The sequence below is a fragment of the Pelomicrobium sp. G1 genome, from assembly GCF_051905455.1.
GTDB lineage: Bacteria > Pseudomonadota > Gammaproteobacteria > Burkholderiales > UBA6910 > Pelomicrobium.
On the sequence record NZ_JBQACR010000009.1, the window covers coordinates 32,785 to 57,865 of the forward strand.

Annotated in this window: 23 protein-coding genes; 16 read left to right on the forward strand and 7 right to left on the reverse strand. The window is 68.1% G+C overall.

Going from position 1 to position 25,081, the window contains the following annotated elements:
* The first annotated feature begins 8 nt into the window (after positions 1–8).
* Positions 9–377 (forward strand): DUF2325 domain-containing protein, encoded by a 369-nt coding sequence (locus ACTFO6_RS10040; RefSeq protein ID WP_439934326.1) that lies wholly within the window; start codon positions 9–11, stop codon positions 375–377.
* Between the two features lie 61 nt (positions 378–438).
* On the opposite strand, the gene ACTFO6_RS10045 is transcribed toward ACTFO6_RS10040, so the two are convergent.
* Entirely contained in the window at positions 439–1,125 is a 687-nt protein-coding gene (locus ACTFO6_RS10045) for a hypothetical protein (protein WP_439934327.1), read from the reverse strand.
* Between the two features lie 149 nt (positions 1,126–1,274).
* Here ACTFO6_RS10045 and ACTFO6_RS10050 point away from each other — a divergent pair, with 149 nt between their 5' ends.
* The 3 genes from ACTFO6_RS10050 (at position 1,275) to ACTFO6_RS10060 (ending at position 4,811) form a co-directional block, all read left to right on the forward strand.
* Positions 1,275–2,135 (forward strand): secretin N-terminal domain-containing protein, encoded by an 861-nt coding sequence (locus ACTFO6_RS10050; RefSeq protein ID WP_439934328.1) that lies wholly within the window; start codon positions 1,275–1,277, stop codon positions 2,133–2,135.
* 76 nt (positions 2,136–2,211) lie between these two features.
* A complete protein-coding gene (locus ACTFO6_RS10055) occupies positions 2,212–4,149 on the forward strand; it encodes a type IV pili methyl-accepting chemotaxis transducer N-terminal domain-containing protein (RefSeq protein ID WP_439934329.1) in 1,938 nt (645 codons plus the stop codon).
* Positions 4,146–4,811 carry a response regulator gene (locus tag ACTFO6_RS10060; protein WP_439934330.1) on the forward strand — a complete coding sequence of 222 codons (666 nt, stop codon included), beginning with the start codon at positions 4,146–4,148 and terminating at the stop codon, positions 4,809–4,811. The genes ACTFO6_RS10055 and ACTFO6_RS10060 overlap by 4 nt, the downstream gene beginning before the upstream one ends.
* 18 nt (positions 4,812–4,829) lie before the next feature.
* Here the strand turns inward: ACTFO6_RS10060 and ACTFO6_RS10065 are convergent, their stop codons facing one another.
* Entirely contained in the window at positions 4,830–5,150 is a 321-nt protein-coding gene (locus ACTFO6_RS10065; RefSeq protein WP_439934331.1) for a carboxymuconolactone decarboxylase family protein, read from the reverse strand.
* Between the two features lie 310 nt (positions 5,151–5,460).
* Between ACTFO6_RS10065 and ACTFO6_RS10070 the strand changes: the two genes are divergently transcribed.
* The 10 genes from ACTFO6_RS10070 (at position 5,461) to ACTFO6_RS10115 (ending at position 17,227) form a co-directional block, all read left to right on the forward strand.
* Positions 5,461–6,720, forward strand: a complete 1,260-nt coding sequence (locus tag ACTFO6_RS10070; RefSeq protein ID WP_439934332.1) for an MFS transporter — start codon at positions 5,461–5,463, stop codon at positions 6,718–6,720.
* Between the two features lie 29 nt (positions 6,721–6,749).
* Positions 6,750–8,165, forward strand: coding sequence for a NarK family nitrate/nitrite MFS transporter (locus tag ACTFO6_RS10075; RefSeq protein WP_439934333.1), 1,416 nt, complete (start codon positions 6,750–6,752; stop codon positions 8,163–8,165).
* 82 nt (positions 8,166–8,247) lie between these two features.
* Complete coding sequence (locus ACTFO6_RS10080) at positions 8,248–11,979, forward strand: nitrate reductase subunit alpha (protein ID WP_439934334.1); 3,732 nt, start codon at positions 8,248–8,250, stop codon at positions 11,977–11,979.
* An 18-nt stretch (positions 11,980–11,997) separates the two neighbouring features.
* Positions 11,998–13,521, forward strand: coding sequence for a nitrate reductase subunit beta (gene narH / locus ACTFO6_RS10085; RefSeq protein ID WP_439934335.1), 1,524 nt, complete (start codon positions 11,998–12,000; stop codon positions 13,519–13,521).
* Positions 13,518–14,216 (forward strand): nitrate reductase molybdenum cofactor assembly chaperone, encoded by a 699-nt coding sequence (gene narJ / locus ACTFO6_RS10090; RefSeq protein WP_439934336.1) that lies wholly within the window; start codon positions 13,518–13,520, stop codon positions 14,214–14,216. Before narH ends, narJ begins: the two co-directional genes overlap by 4 nt.
* Positions 14,217–14,237: 21 nt before the next feature.
* A complete protein-coding gene (gene narI / locus ACTFO6_RS10095; protein WP_439934337.1) occupies positions 14,238–14,942 on the forward strand; it encodes a respiratory nitrate reductase subunit gamma in 705 nt (234 codons plus the stop codon).
* Between the two features lie 111 nt (positions 14,943–15,053).
* Positions 15,054–15,455, forward strand: a complete 402-nt coding sequence (locus tag ACTFO6_RS10100; RefSeq protein ID WP_439934338.1) for a hypothetical protein — start codon at positions 15,054–15,056, stop codon at positions 15,453–15,455.
* Entirely contained in the window at positions 15,452–15,898 is a 447-nt protein-coding gene (locus ACTFO6_RS10105; RefSeq protein ID WP_439934339.1) for a glycine cleavage system protein H, read from the forward strand. Before ACTFO6_RS10100 ends, ACTFO6_RS10105 begins: the two co-directional genes overlap by 4 nt.
* A 47-nt stretch (positions 15,899–15,945) precedes the next feature.
* Positions 15,946–16,647, forward strand: coding sequence for a thioredoxin family protein (locus tag ACTFO6_RS10110; protein ID WP_439934446.1), 702 nt, complete (start codon positions 15,946–15,948; stop codon positions 16,645–16,647).
* A 37-nt stretch (positions 16,648–16,684) separates the two neighbouring features.
* Complete coding sequence (locus tag ACTFO6_RS10115) at positions 16,685–17,227, forward strand: hemerythrin domain-containing protein (RefSeq protein WP_439934340.1); 543 nt, start codon at positions 16,685–16,687, stop codon at positions 17,225–17,227.
* Between the two features lie 155 nt (positions 17,228–17,382).
* Here ACTFO6_RS10115 and ubiT read toward each other — a convergent pair whose 3' ends face one another.
* From ubiT to ACTFO6_RS10140, 5 genes are read right to left on the reverse strand one after another with little or no spacing between them, the layout of a single operon-like run.
* The gene (ubiT, locus tag ACTFO6_RS10120) at positions 17,383–17,844 is read right to left on the reverse strand and encodes a ubiquinone anaerobic biosynthesis accessory factor UbiT (protein ID WP_439934341.1); all 462 of its coding nucleotides are present in this window, start codon (positions 17,842–17,844) and stop codon (positions 17,383–17,385) included.
* Positions 17,841–19,445: a lipoyl protein ligase domain-containing protein gene (locus ACTFO6_RS10125; RefSeq protein ID WP_439934342.1), complete on the reverse strand. Its 1,605-nt coding sequence runs from the start codon at positions 19,443–19,445 to the stop codon at positions 17,841–17,843. The genes ubiT and ACTFO6_RS10125 overlap by 4 nt, the downstream gene beginning before the upstream one ends.
* The gene (gene ubiV, locus ACTFO6_RS10130) at positions 19,442–20,341 is read right to left on the reverse strand and encodes a ubiquinone anaerobic biosynthesis protein UbiV (protein ID WP_439934343.1); all 900 of its coding nucleotides are present in this window, start codon (positions 20,339–20,341) and stop codon (positions 19,442–19,444) included. Before ubiV ends, ACTFO6_RS10125 begins: the two co-directional genes overlap by 4 nt.
* 7 nt (positions 20,342–20,348) lie before the next feature.
* Entirely contained in the window at positions 20,349–21,344 is a 996-nt protein-coding gene (ubiU, locus tag ACTFO6_RS10135; protein WP_439934344.1) for a ubiquinone anaerobic biosynthesis protein UbiU, read from the reverse strand.
* 4 nt (positions 21,345–21,348) lie between these two features.
* Positions 21,349–23,208 carry a radical SAM protein gene (locus ACTFO6_RS10140; protein ID WP_439934345.1) on the reverse strand — a complete coding sequence of 620 codons (1,860 nt, stop codon included), beginning with the start codon at positions 23,206–23,208 and terminating at the stop codon, positions 21,349–21,351.
* Positions 23,209–23,382: 174 nt separating this feature from the next.
* Here ACTFO6_RS10140 and ACTFO6_RS10145 point away from each other — a divergent pair, with 174 nt between their 5' ends.
* Both ACTFO6_RS10145 and ACTFO6_RS10150 read left to right on the forward strand, forming a co-directional pair.
* Positions 23,383–24,585: an NnrS family protein gene (locus ACTFO6_RS10145; RefSeq protein ID WP_439934346.1), complete on the forward strand. Its 1,203-nt coding sequence runs from the start codon at positions 23,383–23,385 to the stop codon at positions 24,583–24,585.
* Positions 24,582–25,067, forward strand: a complete 486-nt coding sequence (locus tag ACTFO6_RS10150; protein ID WP_439934347.1) for a hypothetical protein — start codon at positions 24,582–24,584, stop codon at positions 25,065–25,067. The genes ACTFO6_RS10145 and ACTFO6_RS10150 overlap by 4 nt, the downstream gene beginning before the upstream one ends.
* Positions 25,068–25,081: the final 14 nt, after the last annotated feature.

Here is a 25,081-nt window from a genome sequence, read left to right on the forward strand (position 1 = left end):
GCGACCCCATGAACGCCCTCATCGTCGGCGCCGATCGCCTCGGCAACATCCCCTCCACCCTGGCCGCCCTGGGCATCCGGGTGGTGGACCACGTGTCCGGTCGCCAGGCCGCCCACCAGCGCCGGGTGGCGGCCCTCTCCCGGGAAGTGGACCTGCTGATCCTGTTCACCGACTTCTTGAGCCACAACGTCATGCGGGGCTTTCGCGAAAGCGCCCGGGCCCAGGGCATCCCCGTGTTGGCGTGCCGGCGCTCGGTGTCCTGCCTGGTGCAGTCGCTGACGGGGTTGGGCTTGTCGCCCCGGGAGGCCTGCGGCGGCTGTCCCGTCAAAGCGAAACCCGGCGGCCAGGAGACGGCTTTCCAGGCCCGGGAGAATTGATCGGGGCGGGAGAAGGGGAGCTTGCGACTGCGGACCGGGCCCAGGGAAGGGCTCGCAGCCCTTACCAGCGGGGAAAACCGTCCCGGGTCACGAAGCGGATCTCGGTGGTGAGCCGCCCCTCGAACCAGGTGTCGAAGCTCACCTCGCCGGGCCGCTCCATCACCCGGAAGCCCTTCTGAGAGGGCGGGTCGATCTGCAGGAAGCGGAGCTGGCGCGTGAGCACCCGGACGGTCATGGAGACCCGCATCGGGTAGTAGCCGTCCAGGAACTTGCGCATGAAGGGGCCGCTCGCCAGGCTGAACGTCCCGTCGCCGTTGTCCCGCAGCGCCCGCCCTTCCGCCTTGAGACACACCCGGGCGCCCGGCCCCACGTGGCGAAGCTGCACCGACGCCCCCTCGACCCAGGCCCGCTGGACGCCGTGGAAGGACTCCACTTGCAGGTTGCGGATCCGCTCGGGGTTGAACACGATCTGCAGGGCGCTCACCTGGTCCAGGTTTTCGTGGCACTGGCGCAACCCCGTCCACCCGTCGTCCAGGCTCTGGTCGGTGATGATGACGGTGTTGTGGTGATGGTGGACCGGCTTCCCGGGCGGCGCCTCCAGGAACCGCAGCTCCCCCTCGTTCACGTTCGCCGCCGAGGCGGTCTCGAACGCCGGGAAATCGGGGGCATCGGCGGGGGTAGCGCTGGCTCCGTGGGCGGGGAATGCTATCGCCAACGCGGCCAGCAGGCAGCAGCGGGCTGGATTCATGGGTTTCCTCGCGCCTCTCTCCTATGGTAGCACCGGGCGGCCTGCCGGACACGGAATGCGCCCTGGTATATGATCGGCCTTGCAGGCCGGTGGCGGGCGAAACGGGGGCGATGGGAGACGCGAATTCGAGAAAACGGACAGGGAAGGGCGTGCTCGGCTGGATCGCCCTGGGGCTCGTCGCCGCGGTCGCCTGGGCGGCGGAGCCGACTGTCACCGAGGTCATTCCGTTGCGCCACCGCACCCTGGAGCAGGTGCTGCCCGTGATCCAGACCCTGGCCGGGCCCGAAGGGGCGGTCACGGGCATCGGCAACCGGCTCGTTGTCCGCGCCACGCCCCGGCGCCTGGCGGAGATCCGGCGCGTTGTGGAGGAGATCGACACGCCGCCCCGGCGGCTTCTGGTCTCCGTGCGCCAGGACGGCGAAGGAGCCTCGGTCCGGCGGGGGGTGGAGATTTCGGCCCGAGCGCGCCTCGGCGGCGAGGCCCGCGCGGCGATTCCGCCTTCCGAGCGGACCGATGGCCGGGAGCTCGACGCCGTGTATTCGAGCGGCGACGCCCGGCTCCGGGCCCGGATCGGCGAGCGCCGGGTCCAGGAGCGGGAGCGCGGCACCCAGACGCTTCAAGTGCTCGAGGGCGGCGAAGCGTTCATCCAGGTGGGCGCGGCCGCCCCGGTGCCGGAGCGCACGGTGGTGGAGACGCCCCACGGCACCCGGATCGTGGAGAGCGTCCAGTACCGGGAGGCGGCGACCGGCTTCTACGTGCGCCCCCTGGTTTCCGGCGATTCGGTCCTGCTCTCCATCCGCACCGTCCGCGACCGCTTCACCGGTGACCGGTCCGGCGGCATCGACACGCAGCAGGTGGAGACCCAGGTGTCCGCCCGGCTCGGGGAATGGATCGAGCTGGGCGCCGTCGCCCAGGACAGGGGACAAGGCGCCACGGCGATTTTCTCCCGAGGCGAGGCGTCCGAAGCCGAGCGGCGCCGGGTCTTCATCAAGGTGGATGAGTTGCGTTGAAGGCACGACCGGCCCGGAGGAGGGCACTCCGCTCTCTGTATAATCGAGGGATCACGCACCGCCCGCGCGCCGCCTTATGCCGCCCGTCTTTCGCAAGCTCGGCTTCCGCCTGTCCGCCATTCTGGTCGTGTTTTTCATCGTCGCCGTTCTGGCCATCGGGCTGACCCTTTACGTCTCCTGGAAGCTGCAGGGCGGCGCGGCGGCCATCAACGATCTGGGGAGCGAGCGCATGCGCTCCTACCGCATCGCCTTCCTCCTCTCCCAGGTCGCGGCGGAGCCGGGGCGCCGGGGCGAGCTCGCGGCCGCGGTGCGCCAGGAAGTGGACACGTTCGAACGGGTGCTGGAAGGCCTCGACCGGGGCGATCCCAGCCGCCCGCTCCTGATTCCCGGCGAGCCCGAGATCCGCAGCCAGTTGCGCGAGATCCAATCCGCCTGGACCCAGCGGATCAGGCCGCGGATCGAGGACATCCTGGCCGCCGCCGACCCGGCGGAGCAGGCCCGGCGGGTGGCCCAGTACCGGCCCGAGGTGGACGCCTTCGTCCACCGGATCGATTCCCTGGTGCGCGCCATCGAGCGGGCGAGCTCGGGCAACACGGCCCTACTGGAGACCCTGCAACTAGGGCTCCTGGCGCTGGCCATCGCCGGCACGATCATCCTCATCTACCTGGTCTTCCTGTTCGTGATCCGCCCGGTGATGAGCTTGCAGGAGGGCGTGCAGCGCATGGAGCGGGAGGATTTTACAGCGCGGGTGCCCGTGGAAAGCGACGACGAGTTTGGTGACCTGGCCCGGGGCTTTAACCGCATGGCCGACCACCTGCAGGACCTCTACGCCACCCTGGAGCGGCGGGTGCAGGACAAGACCCAGCGGCTGGAGGACAAGAACCGGGAGCTTGCCATCCTCTACGACGTGTCCACCTTCCTCAACGAGCCGGCCGACATCGAAACGCTGTGCCGCGGCTTTCTGGAGAAGCTCATGGTGGTGTTTCAGGCCGACGGGGGATCGGTGCGGATGGCGGATCCGAAGACGGAGCAGATCCACCTGTACGTGTACCAGGGGCTCGATCCCCAATTCGCCTCCGAGGAGCGCTGCCTGCGCGTGGGCGAATGCCTGTGCGGCGAGTCCGTCCAGCAGGGCCAGTCCGTGGTGCAGGTATTCGCCGCGAGCCCGCCCCCCGACATGCTGTACAAATGCCGGCAGGTGGGGTTCGCCTCGGTGTCGGTCTTCCCGATCCGGGCGCACAAGCAGGTGCTGGGATTGTTCAACCTGTATTTCCGCCGTGGGCGCGAGTTCACCCCCCAGGAGCGCCACATGCTGGAAACCCTGGGCCAGCACCTGAGCATCGCCATCGAGAACCAGCGCCTGGTATCCCGGGAGCGGGAGCTGGCGGTCTCCGAGGAGCGCAATCTCCTCGCCCAGGAGCTGCACGACTCCATCGCCCAGTCCCTGGCGTTTCTTAATTTGCAGGCGCAGATGCTGGAGCAGTCCATCAAGAAGGCGGACTGTGAGCGGGCGCTGGAGGAGCTGGCCCAGATCCGGGAAGGCATCCAGGAAAGCTACGACGACGTGCGGGAGCTGCTGGTCCACTTCCGGCTGCGCTCCGGCGCGGTAGACATGGAGGAGGCCCTCAAAAGCGCTTTGGAGAAGTTCGAGGGACAGACGGGGATTTCCAGCCGGCTGCGGGCGAGCGGCATGGGCATGCCGCTCGCGCCGGAGCAGCAGCTCCAGGTGCTGCACATCGTGCAGGAGGCCTTGTCCAACGTGCGCAAGCACGCTCAGGCCACCGAAGTGCGGGTGGAGATGAAGCGGGGGCGTGATTACCGCTTCGACGTGGTGGACAATGGGCAGGGGTTCGACGCCCGGCAGGTGCTGGACAAGGGCGACGGCCACGTGGGCTTGAAGATCATGCGGGAGCGGGCCCACCGCATCGGCGGCAAGCTCGAGGTGAGCTCGGCCCCGGGGAAGGGGACGCGCGTGACGCTCACGCTCCCGGTCGCGCAACGGGAGGCGGCGTGACGGAAAAGGTGCGGGTTCTGCTGGTGGACGACCACGCCCTCTTCCGCAGCGGCGTGAAGGCGTTGCTTTCGCGCCAGGAGGGCATCGAGGTGGTGGGCGAGGCCGCCGACGGGCTGGAGGGCGTCAAGCGGGCCAAGCAGCTCAAGCCCCACGTGGTGCTGCTGGATCTGCACATGCCGGGCTTGAGCGGGCGCGATACCTTGAAGCTGCTGCTGGAAGAGCTGCCCGAGGTGCAGGTGGTGATGCTCACCGTGTCGGAGGACGCCGAGGACCTGATGGAAAGCCTCAAGGCGGGGGCCCGCGGCTACCTGCTCAAGAACATCGAGACCGAGCACCTGGTGGACAGCATCCGCCGCGCCGCCCGGGGCGAGCCGGTGATGTCGCCCCAGATGACCGGGAAGCTCCTCCAGGGAATCCAGGGCTTCGCCCGGGGCGACGCGCCGGCTTCCGCGTCGGAGCGGGACAAGTTGAGCCCGCGGGAGCGGGAAATCCTGGCGCTGCTCGCCCGCGGCGCGAGCAACAAGGAAATCGGGCGCGCCCTCCATCTGGCCGAAAGCACCGTCAAGATCCACGTCCAGCACATCCTGCGCAAGCTCAATCTCTCGAGCCGGGTGCAGGCGGCCGTGTATGCCGTGGAGCAGGGGCTGGTGCCGAAACAGTAAGCCCCCTTTCCTGCGGGGCTACTTCTTCCCGATCACGTCCTCGGCCCAGGTGAGGGCCGCCACCACGTGGGGGAAGCCGATGGTGCTCACGAGCAGCAGCAGGGCGTGGTGGATTTCCTCCCGGGTCGCCCCCGCGGCCAGGGCCCGGCGCACGTGGCTGTGCACGGCCCCTTCGGAGCGGGTCGCGGCGGCGGCCGCCAGTTGGATCAGATGGCCCGTCTTTTCATCCAGTGGACCGGCCTCCCGGACCCGCTGGCCCAATTGCTCCAGCGCGTCGAAGATCGGGCCGTGGGCCTTCTTGAGCTGCAAATAAGCCTTGGGGGCCTTGTCCTTCGCCATGGCGGCTTCTCCTCTCGTGGTTTGGGTTATAAGCCCTGAACGGGCCCGGCACGGGGCCTTCAGGAGCTTCCAAGCCATTGTAAATCAAAGCGTCGCGGTTCCCGTCGTCCCCAAGAACTAGTCCTTCCGGCGGATGGGGGCGGCCGCTTTCCTCCCTCGTCCGGCCAGGTCCCATCCTCCTACCGCCGCGGCGCTTTCCGCCGTTCGCCGAATAGGCGCGGGCCGCGGGGCGCCGTAACCTGTCATCGTCGTTCAAGGGATCGCGATCCGGCGGGAAAAGCGGGTCGCGGCACGAACCAGGGAGACGGTCATGGCAAGCCAGGCGTACAAGCAGGTGTCGGTGCTGGCGGCGAGCACCTTCGCCTTCACCGTGTGCTTCGCGGTGTGGGTGATGTTCTCCATCATCGGCATCCCCATCAAGGAAACCCTCGGGCTCAACGAGACCCAGTTCGGGCTGCTGGCGGCGACCCCCATCCTCACCGGCTCCCTGATCCGGCTGCCCCTGGGGATGCTCACCGACAAGTACGGCGGCCGCGTCGTGTTCTTCGTTCTCATGCTGTCCACCGTGGTGCCCATCTATCTGCTCTCTCACGCCACCGAGTTCTGGCAGTACCTGGCGCTGGGGCTGTTCGTCGGCCTGGCCGGAGGCTCCTTCTCGGTGGGCATTGCCTACGTGGCCCGCTGGTTCAGCAAGGGCCGCCAGGGCTTCGCCATGGGCATCTTCGGCGCCGGCAATGCCGGCGCCGCCCTCACCAAGTTCGTGGCGCCGACCCTGGTGGTGGCCTTCGGCTGGCAGATGGTGCCCAAGGTCTACGCCGCGGCCATGCTCGTCACCGTGGTCCTGTTCTGGCTGTTCACCTATACCGACAAGGGCCACCACGTGCACTCCAGCGTCACGTTCCGGGATCAGCTCAGGGCGCTCAAGGACCCCAACGTGTGGAAGCTGTGCCAGTACTACTCCATCGTGTTCGGCGGCTACGTAGCGTTGAGCCTGTGGATGACCAAGTACTACATCAACGAGTACGGCTTCGGCATCCAGACGGCGGCGCTGATCGCCTCCATCTTCGTCCTGCCCTCGGGCGTGATCCGGGCCGCCGGCGGCTGGCTGTCCGACCGCTACGGCGCCCACCCGGTGACCTGGTGGGTCATGCTGGTGTCGTGGGTGTGCCTGTTCTTCATGTCCTATCCCCAGACCGAGATGACCATCCAGACCATCCATGGGCCGCTCTCGCTCCACATCGGCCTCGACGCCTGGATGTTCACCGCGCTGCTGTTCGTGGTGGGCATCGCCTGGGGCTTCGGCAAGGCCTCCGTGTTCAAGTACATCTCGGATCAGTACCCCGACAACATCGGCGTGATTTCTGGAATCGTGGGCCTGGTGGGCGGGCTGGGGGGCTTTCTCCTGCCCATCATGTTCGGCGCGCTGGTGGACGTGACCGGCGTGCGCTCCAGCATCTTCATGCTGCTCTGGGGCGTGACCCTCGTCTCGCTCGTCTGGATGTACTGGAGCGAGATCGTCCCTGCGCGGCGCAACGGCAAGGCCGGCGCCCCGGTGTTGGCGACGAGGTAAGCGCGGTTTCCACTTAAAAGGAGAGGATCATGGCAACCCGCGTGTTGACCAGCTGGAACCCGGAGGACCGGACGTTCTGGCAGACCCATGGCAAGCGAATCGCCACGCGCAACCTCTGGATCTCCATCCCGGCGCTGCTGCTGGCCTTCGCCGTGTGGATGGTGTGGAGCGTGGTGGTGGTGAACCTGCCCCACATCGGCTTCCAGTTCACCACCAACCAGCTCTTCTGGCTGGCGTCGGTGCCGGGCCTGTCGGGGGCGACCCTGCGCATCTTCTACTCCTTCATGGTGCCCATTTTCGGCGGCCGGCTGTGGACCACCGTCTCCACGGCGTCACTGGCGATCCCGGCGGTGTGGATGGGCTTCGCGGTCCAGGATCCGGAGACGTCCTACCTGACGTTCCTGGCGATCGCCCTGCTGTGCGGCTTCGGCGGCGGCAACTTCGCCTCCAGCATGGCCAACATCAGCTTCTTCTTCCCCAAGTCGAACCAGGGCACGGCCCTGGGGCTCAACGCCGGCCTGGGCAACCTGGGGGTGTCGGTGGTGCAGTTCGTCGTGCCCCTGGTGATCACCACCGCCGTGTTCGGCGCCTTCGGCGGCGAGCCCCAGACCTGGGTGAAAGGGGAGGTGACCAGGCAGATGTGGCTGCAGAACGCCGGCTTCATCTGGGTGCCCTTCATCCTCGCCTCCACCCTAGCCGCCTGGTTCGGCATGAACGACATCGCCTCGGCCAAGGCGTCCCTGGCGGAGCAGGCGGTGATCTTCCGCCGCAAGCACAACTGGCTCATGTGCTGGCTCTATATCGGCACCTTCGGCTCGTTCATCGGCTATTCGGCCGGCTTCCCGCTCCTCATCAAGACCCAGTTCCCGGGCGTGGACCCCTTGCAGTACGCCTTCCTCGGTCCCCTGGTGGGGGCCTTGATCCGCCCCGTGGGCGGCTGGATGTCGGACAAGCTGGGCGGCGCGCGGGTGACCTTCTGGAACTTCATCGTGATGGCCCTAGCGGTGGTCGGCGTCCTGTACTTCCTGCCGAAGGGGACCACCGGCGGCTTCGCCCTGCCTTGGGGCCCCGCCGAGGGCAGCTTCACCGGCTTCTTCGCCATGTTCATGCTGCTGTTCCTCACCACCGGCATCGGCAACGGCTCCACGTTCCGCATGATCCCCATCATCTTCCGCACCCTGCACGAGCGCTGGAGCGCGGGGCGGGGCCAGGCGGCTCAGGTGGAAGCGGCGCGCAGCGCCGGCAAGGAGGCGGCGGCGGTGCTGGGCTTCAGCTCGGCGGTGGCGGCCTACGGCGCCTTCTTCATCCCCAAGTCCTACGGCACGTCCATCGCCCTGAGCGGCGGACCCGAGGCGGCGCTCTGGGTCTTCATCGCCTTCTACGCGACCTGCATCGCGGTGACGTGGTGGTTCTATTCCCGCAAGCACGCGGAGGTGCCGTGCTGACGGCGCAAAGGGGGAAGGGCGGGCGTCCGTCGACGCCGCCTCTCCCTTCCCGGGTCACGGACAACGCTTCACGGAGAAATCGATGAGTCACTTTCTGGATCGGCTGAGGTATTTCATCAAGAACGAGCCCACCTTCGCCAACGGGCACGGTGTCGTCAGGGACGAGGACCGCACCTGGGAGGACGCCTACCGCATGCGCTGGCAGCACGACAAGATCGTGCGCTCCACCCACGGCACCAACTGCACCGGCTCTTGCAGTTGGAAGATTTACGTGAAAGGCGGCATCGTCACCTGGGAGACCCAGCAGACCGACTACCCGCGCACGCGCCCGGACATGCCCAACCACGAACCGCGGGGCTGCGCCCGGGGTGCCAGCTACTCCTGGTACCTTTACAGCGGCAACCGGCTCAAGTACCCGATGGTGCGCGGGCGGTTGATGAAGTTGTGGCGGCAGGCGCGGGAGAAGCTCAGCCCCGTGGAGGCCTGGGGGAGCATCGTCGAAGATCCGGCCAAGGCGCGTGCCTTCAAGTCGGTGCGGGGCCTGGGCGGCTTCGTGCGGGCCACCTGGGACGAGGTGAACGAGATCATCGCCGCGGCCAACGTGTACACCATTAAGACCTACGGCCCCGATCGGGTGATCGGATTCTCGCCCATCCCCGCCATGTCCATGGTGTCCTACGCGGCCGGAAGCCGTTACCTCTCCCTGATTGGCGGGGTGTGCATGAGCTTCTACGACTGGTACTGCGACCTGCCCCCCTCCAGCCCCCAGACCTGGGGGGAGCAGACTGACGTGCCGGAATCGGCCGACTGGTACAACGCCACCTATCTCATCGCCTGGGGTTCCAACGTGCCCCAGACCCGCACCCCCGACGCCCACTTCTTCACCGAGGTGCGCTACAAGGGGGCGAAGACCGTGGCGGTGACCCCCGACTATTCCGAGGTGGCGAAGCTCTGCGACCTGTGGCTGCCGGCGAAACAGGGCACGGACGCCGCCCTCGGCCTGGCCATGGGCCACGTGATCCTCAAGGAATTTCACCTCTCGGGCAAGAGCGAGTATTTCCGCGACTACGCCCGGCGCTACACCGACCTGCCGTTCCTGGTGCTGCTCGAGAAGAAGGGCGAAGGCTACGTGGCGGACCGGCTGGTGCGGGCTTCCGACTTTCCCGGCAAGCTGGGGCAGGAGAACAACCCCGAATGGAAGACGGTGGCGTTCGACGAGTTGACTGGCAAGCTGGTGGTCCCACTTGGCAGCATCGGTTTTCGCTGGGGTGAGTCGGGAAAGTGGAACCTCGAGCAGAAAGACGCCTGCACCGGAAACGACATAAGTGCGAGGCTCACGCTGCTGGGCTGCCACGACGCGGTGGTGCCGGTAGCGTTCCCCTATTTCGGCGGTCGCCCCCACGAGCACTTCCCCCACAACCCTAACGACGAGGTGTTGCTGCGCAACCTTCCGGCGAAGCGGGTCGAGCTGGCCGGCGGCGAAGCGCTGGTCGCCACGGTCTACGATCTCATGATGGCCAACTACGGCCTGGATCGGGGCCTCGGCGGGGATAACGTGGCGACCTCCTACGACGACGACGTGCCCTACACGCCGGCGTGGCAGGAGCGGATCACCGGCATCCCCCGCGACCGGGTGATCCAGGTGGCTCGGGAGTTCGCCGACAACGCTGACAAGACCCGGGGCAAGTCCATGATCATCATCGGCGCGGCCATGAATCACTGGTACCACATGGACATGAACTACCGGTCGGTCATCAACATGCTGGTGTTCTGCGGCTGCGTCGGCCAGTCGGGGGGCGGCTGGGCCCACTACGTGGGGCAGGAGAAGCTGCGGCCCCAGACCGGCTGGACTGCCCTCGCCTTCGCCCTGGACTGGAGCCGGCCGCCGCGGCACATGAACTCCACGTCCTTCTTCTACGCCCACACCGACCAGTGGCGCTACGAGAAGCTCAAGGTGTCCGAGATCCTGTCGCCCCTCGCCAATCCGAACGAGTACCGCGGCAGCCTCATCGACTTCAACGCGCGCGCCGAGCGCATGGGCTGGCTACCTTCCGCTCCCCAGCTCGCGGCGAATCCCCTGGAGGTCACCAAGGCTGCCGCCGCGGCGGGGATGGATCCCAAGGATTACGCGGTGCAGGCCCTTAAAAACGGCAGCCTCAAGCTCGCCTGCGAGGACCCGGACAATCCGGTGAACTTCCCGAGGAACCTGTTCGTCTGGCGCTCCAACCTCCTGGGTTCCTCGGGCAAGGGCCACGAGTACTTCCTCAAGCATCTGCTGGGAACCCAGCACGGGGTGCAGGGCAAGGACCTAGGCGATACGGGGGGCGAGAAGCCGCTGGAAGTGGCGTGGCACGACCAGGCGCCCGAAGGCAAGCTGGACCTGCTGGTGACCCTGGACTTCCGCATGTCCACCACTTGCCTGTACTCGGACATCGTGCTGCCCACCGCCACCTGGTACGAGAAGAACGACCTCAACACCTCCGACATGCACCCCTTCATCCATCCCCTGTCGGCGGCGGTAGACCCGGCGTGGCAGGCCCGTAGCGACTGGGAGATCTACAAGAGCATCGCCCGCAAGTTCTCCGAGCTGGCGGTGGGGCACCTGGGCGTGGAAAAGGATCTGGTGCTTGCGCCCCTCCTGCACGACACGCCCGCCGAGCTGGCCCAGCCCTTGGAGGTCAAGGACTGGAAGAAGGGCGAGGTGGAGCTGATCCCCGGGAAGACCGCCCCCCAGATGACGGTGGTGGAGCGGGACTATCCCAACACCTACAAGAAATTCACCGCCCTGGGACCCCTCATGGCCAGGCTGGGCAACGGCGGCAAGGGCATCGGCTGGAACACCGAGCAGGAGGTGCAGGGGCTGGCGAAGCTCAACTCCACGGTAGCCGAGGAGGGGGTGTCCAAGGGGCTGCCCCGGATCGAGAGCGACATCGACGCGGCGGAGGTGATCCTGTACCTCGCCCCCGAAACCAACGGGGAGGTGGCGGTGAAGGCCTGGGAGGCCCTGTCGAAGGTCACCGGGCGCGATCACGCCCATCTGGCCCTCGCCCGGGAAGAGGACAAGATCCGCTTCCGAGACCTGCTCGCCCAGCCCCGCAAGATCATCTCTTCCCCCACCTGGTCGGGGCTGGAGAGCGAGCACGTGTCCTATAACGCCGGCTACACCAACGTCCACGAGCTGATCCCCTGGCGCACCCTTACCGGGCGCCAGCAGCTCTACCAGGATCATCCGTGGATGCGGGCCTTCGGCGAGGCGCTGGTCGCTTATAAGCCGCCCATCGACACCAAGACGGTGCGGGAGCTCCTGGGCCAGCGGGGCAACGGCCATCCCGAAGTGGTGCTCAACTTCATCACGCCCCACCAGAAGTGGGGCATCCACTCCACCTACACCGACAACCTGCTAATGCTGACCCTGTCCCGGGGCGGCCCCATCGTGTGGATCTCGGAAGCCGACGCCCGCAAGGCCGGCATCGAGGACAACGACTGGATCGAGGCCTACAACCTGAACGGGGCGCTCACCGCCCGGGCGGTGGTGTCCCAGCGGGTGCCGGAGGGGATGGTGCTCATGTACCACGCCCAGGAGAAGATCGTGAACACCCCGGGATCGGAAGTGACCGGCCTGCGGGGCGGCATTCACAACTCGGTGACCCGCGCCTGCCCCAAGCCCACCCACATGATCGGCGGCTACGCCCAGCAGAGTTACGGCTTCAACTACTACGGCACCGTGGGCTCCAACCGGGACGAGTTCATCATCGTGCGCAAGATGGCCAAGGTGGACTGGCTCGATCGGCCCCACGCGGAAGCCGGCGCATGAAAACCCAGGAGACATGAAATGAAAGTCAGAGCCCAGATCGGGATGGTGTTGAACCTGGACAAGTGCATCGGCTGCCACACTTGTTCCGTCACCTGCAAGAACGTGTGGACCTCGCGCCCTGGCATGGAATACGCGTGGTTCAACAACGTGGAGACCAAGCCCGGGATCGGCTACCCCAAAGAGTGGGAGAACCAGGGCAAGTGGAAGGGCGGCTGGAAGCGCTTGTCCAACGGCGAGATCGTGCCGCGCATCGGACCCCGCTGGCGGGTGCTTTCTTCCATCTTCGCCAATCCCGACCTGCCGGAGATCGACGACTACTACGAGCCGTTCACCTTCGACTACGAGCACCTGCACAACGCGCCCCTCTCCGAGACCGCGCCGGTGGCCCGCCCGAGATCGCTCATCACCGGCGAGCGGATGGAGAGAATCGAATGGGGGCCCAACTGGGAGGAGATCTTGGGGGGCGAGTTCGCCAAGCGCTCGAAGGACAAGAATTTCGACCAGGTGCAGAAGGAGATCTACGGCCAGTTCGAGAACACCTTCATGATGTACCTGCCGCGGCTGTGCGAGCACTGCCTGAACCCGACCTGCGTCGCCGCGTGCCCCTCGGGCTCCATCTACAAGCGGGAGGAGGACGGCATCGTCCTCATCGACCAGGACAAGTGCCGCGGCTGGCGCATGTGCGTCTCGGGCTGTCCCTACAAAAAAATCTATTTCAACTGGCAATCGGGCAAGGCGGAGAAGTGCATTTTCTGCTACCCCCGCATCGAGGCGGGACAGCCCACCGTGTGCGCCGAGACCTGCGTCGGGCGCATCCGCTACCTGGGCGTGCTGCTCTACGACGCCGACCGCATTCAGGAGGTGGCGAGCGTGGAGGACGAGAAGAGCCTGTACCGGGCCCAGCTCGGGATCTTCCTCGACCCCTTCGCCGCCGAGGTGATCGAGCAGGCGCGCTCCGACGGCGTTCCGGAGGCCTGGATCCAGGCTGCCCAGGCCTCGCCGGTGTACAAGATGGCGGTGCAGTGGAAGGTGGCCCTGCCCCTGCATCCGGAGTACCGCACCCTGCCCATGGTCTGGTACGTCCCGCCCCTGTCCCCGATCCAGGCGGCGGCCAACGCCGGCCACCTGGCCTCCGACGGGGTGATCCCGGACGTGTCCCAGCTTCGCATCCCCCTCAAGTACCTGGCCAACCTGCTCACTGCCGGCGACGAGGCGCCGGTCAAGCTCGCCCTGGAGCGCATGCTCGCCATGCGCGCCTACATGCGGGGCCGGCACGTGGAGGGGAAGGCGGACGCGGAGGTGCTGCGGCGGGTGGATCTCTCCGAAGCCCAGGTGGAGGAGATGTACCGCATCATGGCCATCGCCAACTACGAGGACCGGTTCGTGATCCCCACCACCCACCGGGAGTACGCCGAGGACGCGTACGACCTGCGGGCCTCCTGCGGCTTCAGCTTCGGCAACGGCTGCTCGGACGGCACGTCCAAGCCGAGCCTCTTCGGCGGCAAGAAGCGGGTGATCCCCCTCAAGGAGGTGGCGAAATGAAGACCTATCAGGTGCTGGGGGCGCTGCTCGGCTATCCCGACGCGGCCCTGATCGAAGCCTTGCCCGAGCTGGCGGAAGCGATCGAGATGGAAGCGCTGTTGCGCGGCGACGAGCGGGCGCGGCTGCTCACCTTCATGGCGGAGTTGCAGAACGCCGACCTGCTCGAGCTGCAGGAGCGCTACGTGGGCCTGTTCGACCGCAGCAGGGCGCTCTCGCTCCATCTCTTCGAGCACGTGCACGGGGAGTCCCGGGACCGGGGCCAGGCCATGGTGGACCTCAAGGGGCTGTACGCCTCCAAGGGCCTGCGGCCCGTCGGGGACGAGCTGCCGGACTTCCTGCCGGCGTTCCTGGAATACCTGTCCCAGTGCGAGCCGGGGGAGGCGCGCGAGCTGCTGGCGGAAACCGCCCACATCCTCTGCGCGCTCCACTGCCGCCTCGGCAAGCGCTCGAGCCCCTATGCGACGGTCTTCGGCGCGCTGCTGGCACTTGCGGGCGAGAAGCCGCTGCCGGATGCGGGTGCGCTGGCGCAAGAGCCGGACGACTCGAGCCCCGAGGCCCTGGACGCGGCCTGGGCGGAAGAGCCGGTGACCTTCGGGCCCGGGGCGCCATCCGCGGGCGCTGTTTGCGGACAGCCTGCCGCAGGCGCGCCGGCGGTGGTGCAGTTCCGCGGCTGGCCGCAGCGGATTGCCCGTTAGTCTAAAGACGAGGAAAAGACCATGGCTTACCTCCATCAGTTTCTGTTCGGCATCTATCCCTACATCGCCCTGACCGTGTTCCTGCTGGGCAGCCTGATCCGCTTCGACCGGGGGCAGTACACCTGGAAGAGCGACTCCTCCCAGCTCCTGCGGCGGGGCCAGCTCCGGTGGGGCAGCAACCTGTTCCACGTGGGCATCCTGTTCCTGTTCTTCGGGCACCTGGTGGGCTTATTGACCCCCCATTGGGTCTACGAGCCCTTCCTTGGCGCCGGGACCAAGCAGCTCCTGGCCATGGTTTCCGGCGGCATCGCCGGGCTCATGACCTTCGCCGGGCTGGTGCTGCTGATCCACCGGCGCCTGGCGGAGCCGCGCATCCGCGCCGTCAGCACCCCCATGGACTTCGTGGTGCTGTTCTGGATCCTGATCACCCTGCTGCTGGGGCTTTTGAGCATCGTCTCCTCGGCCCAGCACCCGGATGGGAGCGTGATGCTGGCCCTCTCCGAATGGGCTCAGCGTATCGTCACCTTCCGCGGCGGCGCCGCGGAGGTGATGGCGAGCGCGCCCCTCGTCTTCAAGGTCCACCTGTTCTTCGGGATGACCTTGTTCCTGTTGTTTCCGTTCTCCCGGCTAGTGCACGTGTGGAGCGGCTTCGCCGCGGTGGCCTACCTGTTCCGGCCGTATCAGCTCGTGCGGGCGCGCAGCCTCGCCAGGCGGCCGACGCTTTGAGCTAGATCAAGGGCCCCGCCTCCCTTTCCGGTGTTAAATTAGGAACCCGGTGCGGGCGGGGAAAGCCCGCGCCGGCGTTCGCCTCCGAAATTCCCGAGCCGGCTCGCCGCGATGCACCGTCGAAACAAGCTCTTCGTCGTCATGGGGCTCCTGTGGGGGCTCGCCGGGGGCCTGCTGGCCCTCGTGCACCTCGCCCACCCGGGGCTCGTGCCCGGCAACGTCCCCCGGGCCCACGGCCATTTGATGCTGCTGGGTCTCACCCTCATGACCATTTACGGGGTAGGGCTCCACGTGATCCCCCGCTTCGGGGGCTACCCCTTGCGCTCGGAAAAGCTGGCCAGCTTGCAGTTCTGGCTGGCCAACCTGGGATTACCGGTCATGGTGGCCGGCTGGCTCGGCACCCTGGACGCCCTGGTGGCGATCGGCGGGTTCATGAGCGTCGCCGCCATGGCCCTCTTCGCCGTCAACATGGTCTTCAGCGTGCGGCTGCGCTCGCCCCTGGATGCCCGATGACCGAATACCGGGGCTGCGAGCTTCCTCCCGATCTTTGGTACGACCTGGATTACCTCTGGGTGGCGCCGGAACCCGACGGCACCTATCGCATCGGCATCACCGACCCGTCCCAGACCATGGCCGGGCGGGTGCAGTACGTGACCTTGAAGCCTGTGGGCACCCATCGCCAATGGAAAAAGCCCCTGGCGCGGCTGGAGTCGGGCAAGTGGGCGGGCGGCATCCCGGCGCCCTTCGACGGCGTCATCGTGGCGGTCAACGACCGGGTGCTGGCCGATCCGGGCCTGATCAACATCGCCCCCTACGGCGACGCCTGGCTGGTCAAGATGAAGCCCGATATCCCGGAGCGGGCCCTCGAACATCTGGTCACCGGGGCGGAGGCGGTGGAGAAACTCAAGGCCTGGATCGACCGCTACGACGTCCAGTGCATGCGGTGCGCCCAATGAGTAGCCGGCCGGCAGCCGCGGGTGATGGGGGCTCCCCCGGCCCCAGGATCACGGTGCAGCTCCTGGTATCCGAGTGGTGTCCCACCTGCCCCAGCGCCGAGGCGGTGTGGCGGCAGGTGGCAGCGGAAAAGGACATCCGCTTCGCGGTGGTGGACCTGGCCCAGCCGGAAGGGCGCGAGCTCGCCTCGCGCCTGCGGATCAAGACCGTGCCGGCGGTGGTGATCGACGGGAAGCTGGCGGCGGTCGGGGTGCAGTCGCCGGCGGAGGCGCGGGCCCTGGTGGCGGCCGCCCCTCCCCGGCCTAAAGGGCGCGCCTATCACGTTGGCATGATGCTTTCCCGGGACAATCGGGCCTTCGTGGTCTCGGCGATGGGCTACCTGGTCCTCTCCGGTCTGGCCCTGCTCCTCCAGGGCACGCTCCTCGCCGACGGGGCCACCCGGCCGGTCGCCATGCACCTGTTCGGCGCCGGTTTCGTGTTGATGCTGATCTACGGCTTGGGCGCCCACATGCTGCCCCGGTTCACCGGCAACCCCATCCGCGGCGGGGCCTGGGCCTGGCTCCAGCTCGCCCTCGCCCACGCGGGCGTCGTGGCGTATGCCTCGGGATTCCTCCTGGGATCCCGGTGGCTCGCCGTCGCGGGCAGTCTCGGCATGTGGCTCGCCCTCGCCGTGTTCGCCGGTCGAATCCTTCCGGTTCTCAAGGGAACGGAAGAGACCGGCAAAGGTCTGCCCGTAAGGCAGACCCCGTGAATTGCCGAGAACTTCCGAGAGGAGCGAGTCGATCATCATGAGCGCTTTACCCCGTCCTGCGCCGGGCTTCGACCAGCCCCTGGCGCTGCTGGAAGCTTGCCACGATCGCATCGAAAGCCGCTGTGTCCTGTTGCTGCGGCTGGTGGATCACCTGGAAAAACAGGGGCTGGACGAGGACGCCCGCCTGGCGGCGCGCCAGATCCTGTCCTACTTCGACGACGCCGGGGTGAAACATCACCAGGACGAGGAGCAGGACCTGTTTCCGGTGATGCTGGAGACGGCCGGGGAAGCGCGAGAGGCGCTGGAACGCCTGATCGCCGGGCTGCAGGAGGACCACCGGCAGATGGAGCGGCTGTGGGCCGAGATCCGGGAGCCCCTCGCCGCCATCCGGGACGGGAACGCCGCGGAGCTGGACCTGGACCTGGCGCTGCGCTTCCAGGCCCTGTACCTCCCGCATATCGAGCAAGAGGAGCGGGAGCTCCTGCCCGCGGCCGCACGCCTGCTCACCCCCGAGCAGGTCCGTCGCCTCGGCGCTTCCATGGCGGCTCGCCGGGGCCTGAGGCTTGCGCCTAAGGAGTAGAACCTATCTCAAAATCGGGTAGGGTGCGTTGAGCGCAGCGAAACGCACCGCTGTTTCAGAGGCGTCGCGACGGTGCGCTGAAGCGCACCCTACCGCGCCGGCGATTTTGAGATAGGTTCTAGTCGTATTGGCCAGGGGTGTGCTTTGAGTGGTCGTTAGCCCAAAGGCACAGAGTCTTTCTCCAGCATGGCAGCCACTACGGCGCGAAGCCATGTGGGTGAGCAGTCCATCGCATCCAGCGTATTCTTGATTAGCAATCCCAATTCCGTGTCCCCTTGGAGCACAAGGCGGCGGCTGAAGAACAGGGTATCCGGATCCTCGAGCCTTGCGGCGAGCCGCAAGAAATCCACGGCTTGGGCGCGGAGGGTGAGGTCAGGAGGCTGCCGCCCGGCGCAGGGGCGGAAGCCCTGGGCGGTCAGCATGAACTCGACCCGTAGCCCCAGGTCCTCGGCCACGATGCGGATGCGCCGGCCCTCGATGGGCGCCAGAGCTTCCCGCGGCAGGAGGCTGCCCAGCAGCGCCAGGTTGAGGAGGGCGGCGAAGGCCGCCGACGGGGGATAGGCCGGCAGGCGCGCAAGCAACGCGGCGAGCGGCCGCGGAAACGCCGGCAGGATCACGCGTCCGTCTCCCCGGCCGAAGGCTCGTTGCGCGGCCGCGGCGGAACGAAGCGCATCACCTTGGCCAGAAGCGGCGCGTCGAGCCGCGCCTGGGCCTGGAAGCGCCCTTGATAAGCCGCCGCCTCCTGCTGGAGCTCGTAGCAGTTGGAGCCGGAGACGTCCATGAGCACCGCGGGGAGCCCGGCGTCGGCAAACGCCCGGTGGCGCTTGAGGTAGAAATGGCTGCAGCACATGCCCACGTAGGCAGCCCCTTCCTGCCGCAGCGCGTCCAGCGTCTCCAACAGATGCTCGTACTTGGTGACGGTGATGACCCGCATGCCCCGCTGCCGGGCCATGCGGTAGGCGTCCCCCACCTCGCACTTGCCGCACTCGGAGCAGCCGTCCCGATGGCGCCACTTGCACCAGACGGGCTTGGCGCAATAAGGCACCAGCATCACCGCCGCCCGGCCGAGGATCGTCTCGGCGGACGACCCATCCGGGCTGTGGATCATGACCGCGTTGGCCTCGGCGTGGGAGAGATCGGCCGCGTCCTGGAGGCGGCGGGTGTCCAGGGCAAGCCGGGCGAGCCGCGCCAAGTCTTGCGCCGCGAGCCCCGGCACTTCCACGGCGCCCGCTTCGATCAGTCCGGCGGCGCGCGCTACCCCGTCCTCCAGCGGCCACCCTCGCAGGCAGGCCGCCAACCGCTCCAGGGCCTCGCCGGGCTGGGCGTGGAGATCGGCGGCGAGCCGCACCTCGCCGAAAACGCGGGCGCCAGCGTCCACCTCGGCCTGCAGGCGCAGGGTGCTGGATTTCGCTTTGGTCAACACCTCGATCACGCCCGGTCCCGGCTCGGGCCATTCCACGAACCCGACCGCGCGACCCTCGTGGGCGAGGAGCGCCGGCGAGACCCGGACCGGAGCGGGCTCGATCGGCGCTGAAACCGGCCGCCAGCCGAATGCCTCGGCGATGGCTTCAGCGATCGCCTGGTGAATCGCCGAAAGAGGCGGCGCGCCGCCCGGTTGCTCGGCGAGGGTGGTGAGGCGGTCGCGGGCGGCGGCCAGGCCGTCCGGGGAAAGCTTCTCGGTGGGCACCCGTAACACTTCCAGCATCGCCTGGACGTCCACGTCCAAAAGGACCGTCCCGTGCACGAGCCACGCGCCCCCTTCCCGCACCGCGAACACGCTGGCGAGCTTGCGGCCGCCGATCTCCAGGTCGTTGGGCGCCTTGATCCGAACGGTGATTCCGAGGGAGGCAAGGGCTTGCGCTAGCGCCGCGGCGGCGTTCGCCAGCATGGATGGGAGGGAGAAAGGGCCGGCGAACGCGGACCCGGGCGCCACGAGGCTGAAGCCCGCTTGCCGGGGATCCAGGTACAGGGCGCCGCCGCCGGTCATGCGGCGGGCGACGTCGACGCCGCGGCGCGCGCAGACGTCCAACCGCAGCTCCCGTGGGGCGGCCTGGAAACGGCCCAGGCTTGCGGTGGGGAGGCTGCGGTGGAAGCGCAAGGTGGGACCGCGCCTTGCCGCGGCGCACGAGCGCAGCCACTGCCGGTCCAGGGCGTGGTTCTCCCGTCCGGGCCGAAGCCCCGTGTCCACGATCTGAAGCGGAAGGGATCCCATCTTCATGGCCTCGCCTGTCCGCGCCACCCCATGCCGGCGCCCCCGCGCCAGTAGCCGTCGCAGGGCGCCCCGGGCATGAGGGATTCGAGGGCCGCCAGGGCGGCCCGCAAATCCATGGTGCCATCCAGCACGGAGCGGAACACTTCGAGGACACGCCCCGTGTAGCGGGCCTGGGGGCTTACCCGGACGACATCGACGCGGAGCGCCCGCAGCTCGTCGAGGACCGGCAGCAGGTTGAGCACCTGGGCCGACAGGGTCTGGACGCCGTTCAACGTGAGGAACGGCTCGCCCTCCTGGGTGAAGAGGGAGAGCCCTTCCGGGTGGTCCAGGCAGCGGAACCGGCAATCGTCCTTCTGCAGGTTGTAGTGCCGCGCGGTGAAGCAGCGGGCGGAGAAGGCCAGGGGCAGCCGGCCGTAGACCCACGCTTCGGTCGCCACGCCCGGGGGGCGCTCCGCCTGGAGCGCCGCGAGGGCCGCTTGCGACATCTCCACCGGGACGACGAAGCGCACGGCACCCAGCTCGGCGAGGACGCCCAGGGTAGCTGGGTTGTAGACGTTGAGATGGGCGCCGGCGACGAAAGGCCCGCGGCCGGCGAGGCACTTGACCGCCGCCATGTCGTTGGCTTCCACTAGGAAGCAGCCGTTGGAAACGATGCGGCGCAGCGACTTCAGATCCGATTCCGATTCCACCAGGGCCTGGGTGGAGAGGACCACCTCCTTGCCGGCGGCGGCGAGCCGCTCCCCCAGGGCCAGCCAGTCCGGCAGCCGCAGGCTGTGGCGGCGGGAGCACACCGTCTCGCCCAGGTAGACGACGTCCAGCGGCGCCCGGGCGACCTCGTCGTAGAACGCGAAAAGCCGCTCCGCGCTCCAGTAGTAGAGGACCGGGCCCAGGGCCAGCTTCATGACGACATCATTTCCACGGCCGGTGATAGGCGCCCAGGGTACACTGCTGTCCTTCGGACACTGCGGCCAGCGCCTGGGCCCATTCGCGCCGTACGGCATAAGCGGCGGGATCCCGGCGGCAGGCGTCGATGGCCGCGCGCCACACCCGGGTGATTTGCTCCACGTAGGCCGGGCTGCGCTGGCGCCCCTCCAGCTTGATGGCGGCCACCCCCATGGCGGCGAGCTTCGGCAGGAGCGCCAGGGTATTCAGGCTCACCGGCTCCTCGAAGGCGTAGTACGCCTGGCCTGCCACCCGGTAGCGGCCTTTGCACAGGGTGGGGTAGCCCGCCTTTTCGCCGGGGGCGAAGCGGTTGACCAGCACCGGCCCGACGCGGGTGTCCATGCCTTCGCCCCGGGGCTCCCAGCGCACCGAGCGCGCCGGCGAGCAGGCGCCGGCGGTGTTGGGGGACTCGCCGGTCACGAACGAGGACAGCACGCAGCGTCCTTCCACCATCACGCACAGGCCTCCGAAGCCGAACACCTCGATCTCCACCGGGGTGCGGGCCACCACCTGCTCCACCTGGGCGAGGGAGAGGACGCGGGGCAGCACCGCGCGCCGGATGCCGAAGAGCTCCCGGTACAGCTCGATCGCCTCGTAGCTGGTGGCCGAGCCCTGTACCGAGAGATGCAGGGCGAGTCGCGGATGGGCGGTGGCCGCGTAGCGTAGGAGTCCCAGGTCGGCCAGGATCACCGCGTCCGCGCCCACGTCGGCGGCCCGGTCCACCGCGTCGGTCCAACGGCGCCAGCTTTGAGTCTGGGGATAGGTGTTGATCGCCACCAGCACCCGCGCTCCGCGGGCGTGGGCGTAGGCGATGCCCTGCCGAGCCGCGGCGGCGTCGAAGTTGAGGCCGGCGAAATTGCGCGCGTTGGTTTCGTCGCGAAAGCCGATGTAGACCCAGTCGGCGCCGTGGTCCACCGCCGCCTTGAGGGCGGGTAGGGTGCCGGCGGGGCAGACCAGCTCCATCGCGCTACCGGGAGTCGGGCTCCAGCGCTAGGTGGAACACCGACGAATCGATCTCGATGCCGCCCCGGGCCGCTTCGCCCACCACCACTCGCACCCGGTCGCCGTAGCGGGCGAGGCGCCGCAGGAATCGGTCGAGCCACAGCCGCTCCTTGCCCTGGAGACGGTTCACGTACAGGGTGAGCGTGGAGGGCGTGCACCCCAGGATGCGCCGGGCATGCCGCGCCGCGCGCCGGTAGAAACGGTGGTCGAGCCATCCTTCCAGCCGCAGGGACAAGCCGGAGCGGTTGAGTTCCAGCCCGGCGCGGCCCTGGGCGAGATAGCGCGCGAGAGCCTGGCGCATGACGGCGAAGCGGGCGGCGAGACCTTCGGGCGCCGCCTGCTCGCCGAAGCGCCGCTCGATGAAGGCCCGCATGGAGAGCGCGCAGATCCAGTCCACTACGGCCAGGGGCATTTTCCTGGGCGAGCGCCACGGCAGGCTCTTCAGAAACCACGCTGTGCGCTTCAGGCCTCCCGGCAGCACGCCGCGCACGAGCAGTCGCGCGACGATTCCCACCTGCTGCAGGGGACCGTACTCGCCGCTGTACACGGGCGCGGCCATGTGGGCAAGCTTGTTGGCGATGCGTCGGGCGATGGCCTCGTCGGCCAGCAGACGGCGGTAGAGGGCCTGGTAGCCCTCGATCATGGCGTCGTAGCTCATGCCCTTCGGCACCACGTTGGTGGCGGGGCGGGTGTTGTCCACCTCGTTCATCCCTTCCCGCAGCCGGCCTTCGGCGGCGAGCCGGGCGTGGAGGGGCGTCTTGGGCAGGGCGGTGAGGAGTCCCACCATGGCCGCCTGGATGCCCGCCTCGGTGATGAAGCGGTATTGCAGCTCGAAGGTCTGTTCCGTATCGGCGTCGAAGCCGACGATGAAGCCCCCCAGCACGTCGATGCCGTGGGCGTAAATGCGCTGGATCGAGGTGAGGATGTCCTCGTGGGTGTTCTGGGTCTTGCGGATCTCCTTGAGCGCCGCCGGGTCGGGGGATTCGATGCCGATGAACACCCAGTTGAATCCCGCTTCCCGCAGGAGCCGCAGCAGCTCCGGATCCTGGGCCACGTTGAGGGAGACTTGGGCGCCGAAGCGGAAGCGGTGGCGGTGGCGGGCCTGGTAGTCGATCAGGTGCCGCAGCAGCTCCCGGGCGAGGGCCCGGTGGCCGATCAGGTTGTCGTCCACGAAGAAGAGGTTGCGCACCCCTTGGGCGCGCAGCGCGTCCAGCTCCCGCTCCACCTGGGCCAGGGTCTTGTAACGGGGCTTGCGGCCGAACATGACGATGATGTCGCAGAACTCGCACAGGTACGGGCAACCCCGGGACACCTGGAGGGTGGCGGTGGTGTAGCGCGCGAGCTTGAGCAGGTCGAAGCGGGGCGTGGGGGAGTGCCGGAGATCCACCACACCGGTTTCGCGGTAGAGCCGTTCGGGCCGCCCCGCCTCTAGGTCGGCGCAAAAGCGCGGCCAGAGGTATTCCGCCTCCCCCGCTACCACCGTATCGGCCAGCTCCAGGTAGCGCTCCGGCACCAGGGAGGCGTAGCTTCCCCCGACCACCGTGCGGTAGCCGGCGGCCCGGTAGTAGCGCAGGAGTTCCTGTTGCCGGGCGAACTGCACCCCCATGCCGGCGATACCGATCAAGTCCGCTTGAGGCGCGAGGGGAAGGGGCTCCACGTTCTCGTCCACGATGGTCACTTTCCAGTGGGCGGGCGTGAGGGCGGCGAGGGTGGCGAGTCCCAGGGGCGGATTGACGGCGCGCTTTCCGGGCAGCACCCGGTCCACCGCCCAGCGGAAGCTCCAGAAGCTTTCTGGGTAGCGGGGATTGATGAGCAGCAATCGCATGGGACGCAGAGGCTAGCCAAAGGGATGTGGAAGGGCAATACGGTTCGGGCCCGCAGGCGCCGGAATCTCACACTTTTTTGATCTCGATCAAAAGATCGTTACAGGAGGGAGCCGGCACGGGGCGACAGCGGATAGAATGAGACCGATTCTTGGAGTTGTTCCGTTGCCTCGCCCATGGCTAGGCTGCATCTCACCGCCGCGCCCCACCGCACCTGGTTCTTCGCCGGGGCGGTGCAGCTCATCGCCACCATGGGGTGGTGGATGGGGGAACTGGGCGCGCGCTACGGGGGCTGGTTTTCGCCCCCCGCCTGGACCATGCCGCCGGGATGGCTACACGCCTATGTCATGCTCTACGGCGTGTTCCCTTTCTTCATCTTTGGCTTTCTGATGACCGCGGTGCCCAACTGGCTGGGGGAGGGGAGCATTCCCAAGGCGTGCTATGTCCCGGCCGCCGGATTGATGCTGGCGGGGGCGCTCGCGACTTATGCCGGGACGACGGCGGGGTCCGCTTTCCTGCTCTTGGGAACGGGACTCGCCCTGGCCGGCTGGGCGCTGGCCTGGAGCGGGCTCTTCGATCTGGTGCGGCGGACGACTCGCCCCGACCGGCGCTATCCCATAGTTGTACTCACCCTGACTGCCGTCGGGTTCATCCTACATGCTTGCGTTTTCGCCTGGCTTGCCAGCGGAAAGACGTTTCTCTTCCAGCTTGCCCGCACGGGGGCAGTGTGGTTCTTCCTCCTGCCCCTGTTCTTCAACGTGAGCCACCGCATGATTCCGTTCTTCTCCAGCCGGGCGCTGCCGGATTATCCGGTCGTGCGGCCGTCCTGGAGCGTGCCCCTCTTCACCGCCGCCTCGCTGGCCCACGGGGTGCTGGAGCTCTCGGGGCTCGCGGCCTGGACTTGGATCCCGGACGGCGCCATGCTGGCGGTGGTCTTGTACCTGCTGGCGGCCTGGCAGGGCTGGCGCAGCCTCCCCGTGCCGCTGCTCTCCATGCTGCACATCGCCTTCGCCGTGCTGGCCCTGGCCATGGCGCTACACGTGCTTCAGAGCCTGGCCTGGCTCGGTGGGCGGGCGGTGCTGGGGCTCGCGCCGCTGCACCTGCTCGCCATCGGCTACTTCTCGGCCACGCTGCTCGCTATGGTGTCCCGCGTCTCCCTCGGCCATTCAGGACGGCCCCTGGTGGCGGACCGGCTCACCTTCGCCTGCTTCCTGGGCGTGCTGGCGTCCGCTGCCGTGCGGGTGGCGGCGGACCTGGCGCCCGGGGCCCCCTGGCTCATGCCAGCGGCGGCCCTGCTCTGGCTCGTCGCCTTCGGGGCGTGGGCCTGGCGCTACGTTCCGTTCTACTTTCTCCCCCGGGCGGACGGGCGGCCGGGATGAGCGTCGAATCCTTGGCCACCGCGCGGGTGCTCCACGTCCTCGGGGTTGTGCTCTGGATTGGCGGCGTCGCCATGGTGACCACCGTACTGCTGCCGGCGGTGCGGCGCCTGAAGCGGCCGGAGGAGCGCGTGGAGTTCTTCGAGCGGATCGAGCGGCGCTTCGCCGCCCAGGCCCGGGTTACCACCTTGATCACCGGCCTGAGCGGCTTTTATCTCGTGCATGCCCTGGGGGCGTGGAGCCGCTTCGGCGCGGCCGCGTTCTGGTGGATGCACGCCATGGTGGCGGTGTGGGCGCTCTTCACCCTGATGCTGTTCGTGCTGGAGCCCCTGTGGCTGCACCGGTGGTTTCTCGAGCGGGCGAAGCGCGATCCGGAGGGCACCTTCCGGCGGGTCCAGCGGCTGCACTGGGTGCTGCTGGCACTGAGCCTCGTCACCATCGCCGGCGCCGTGGCGGGAAGCCACGGGTGGCTGGTGTTCGGCTGAAGGGGGCGCTGCGC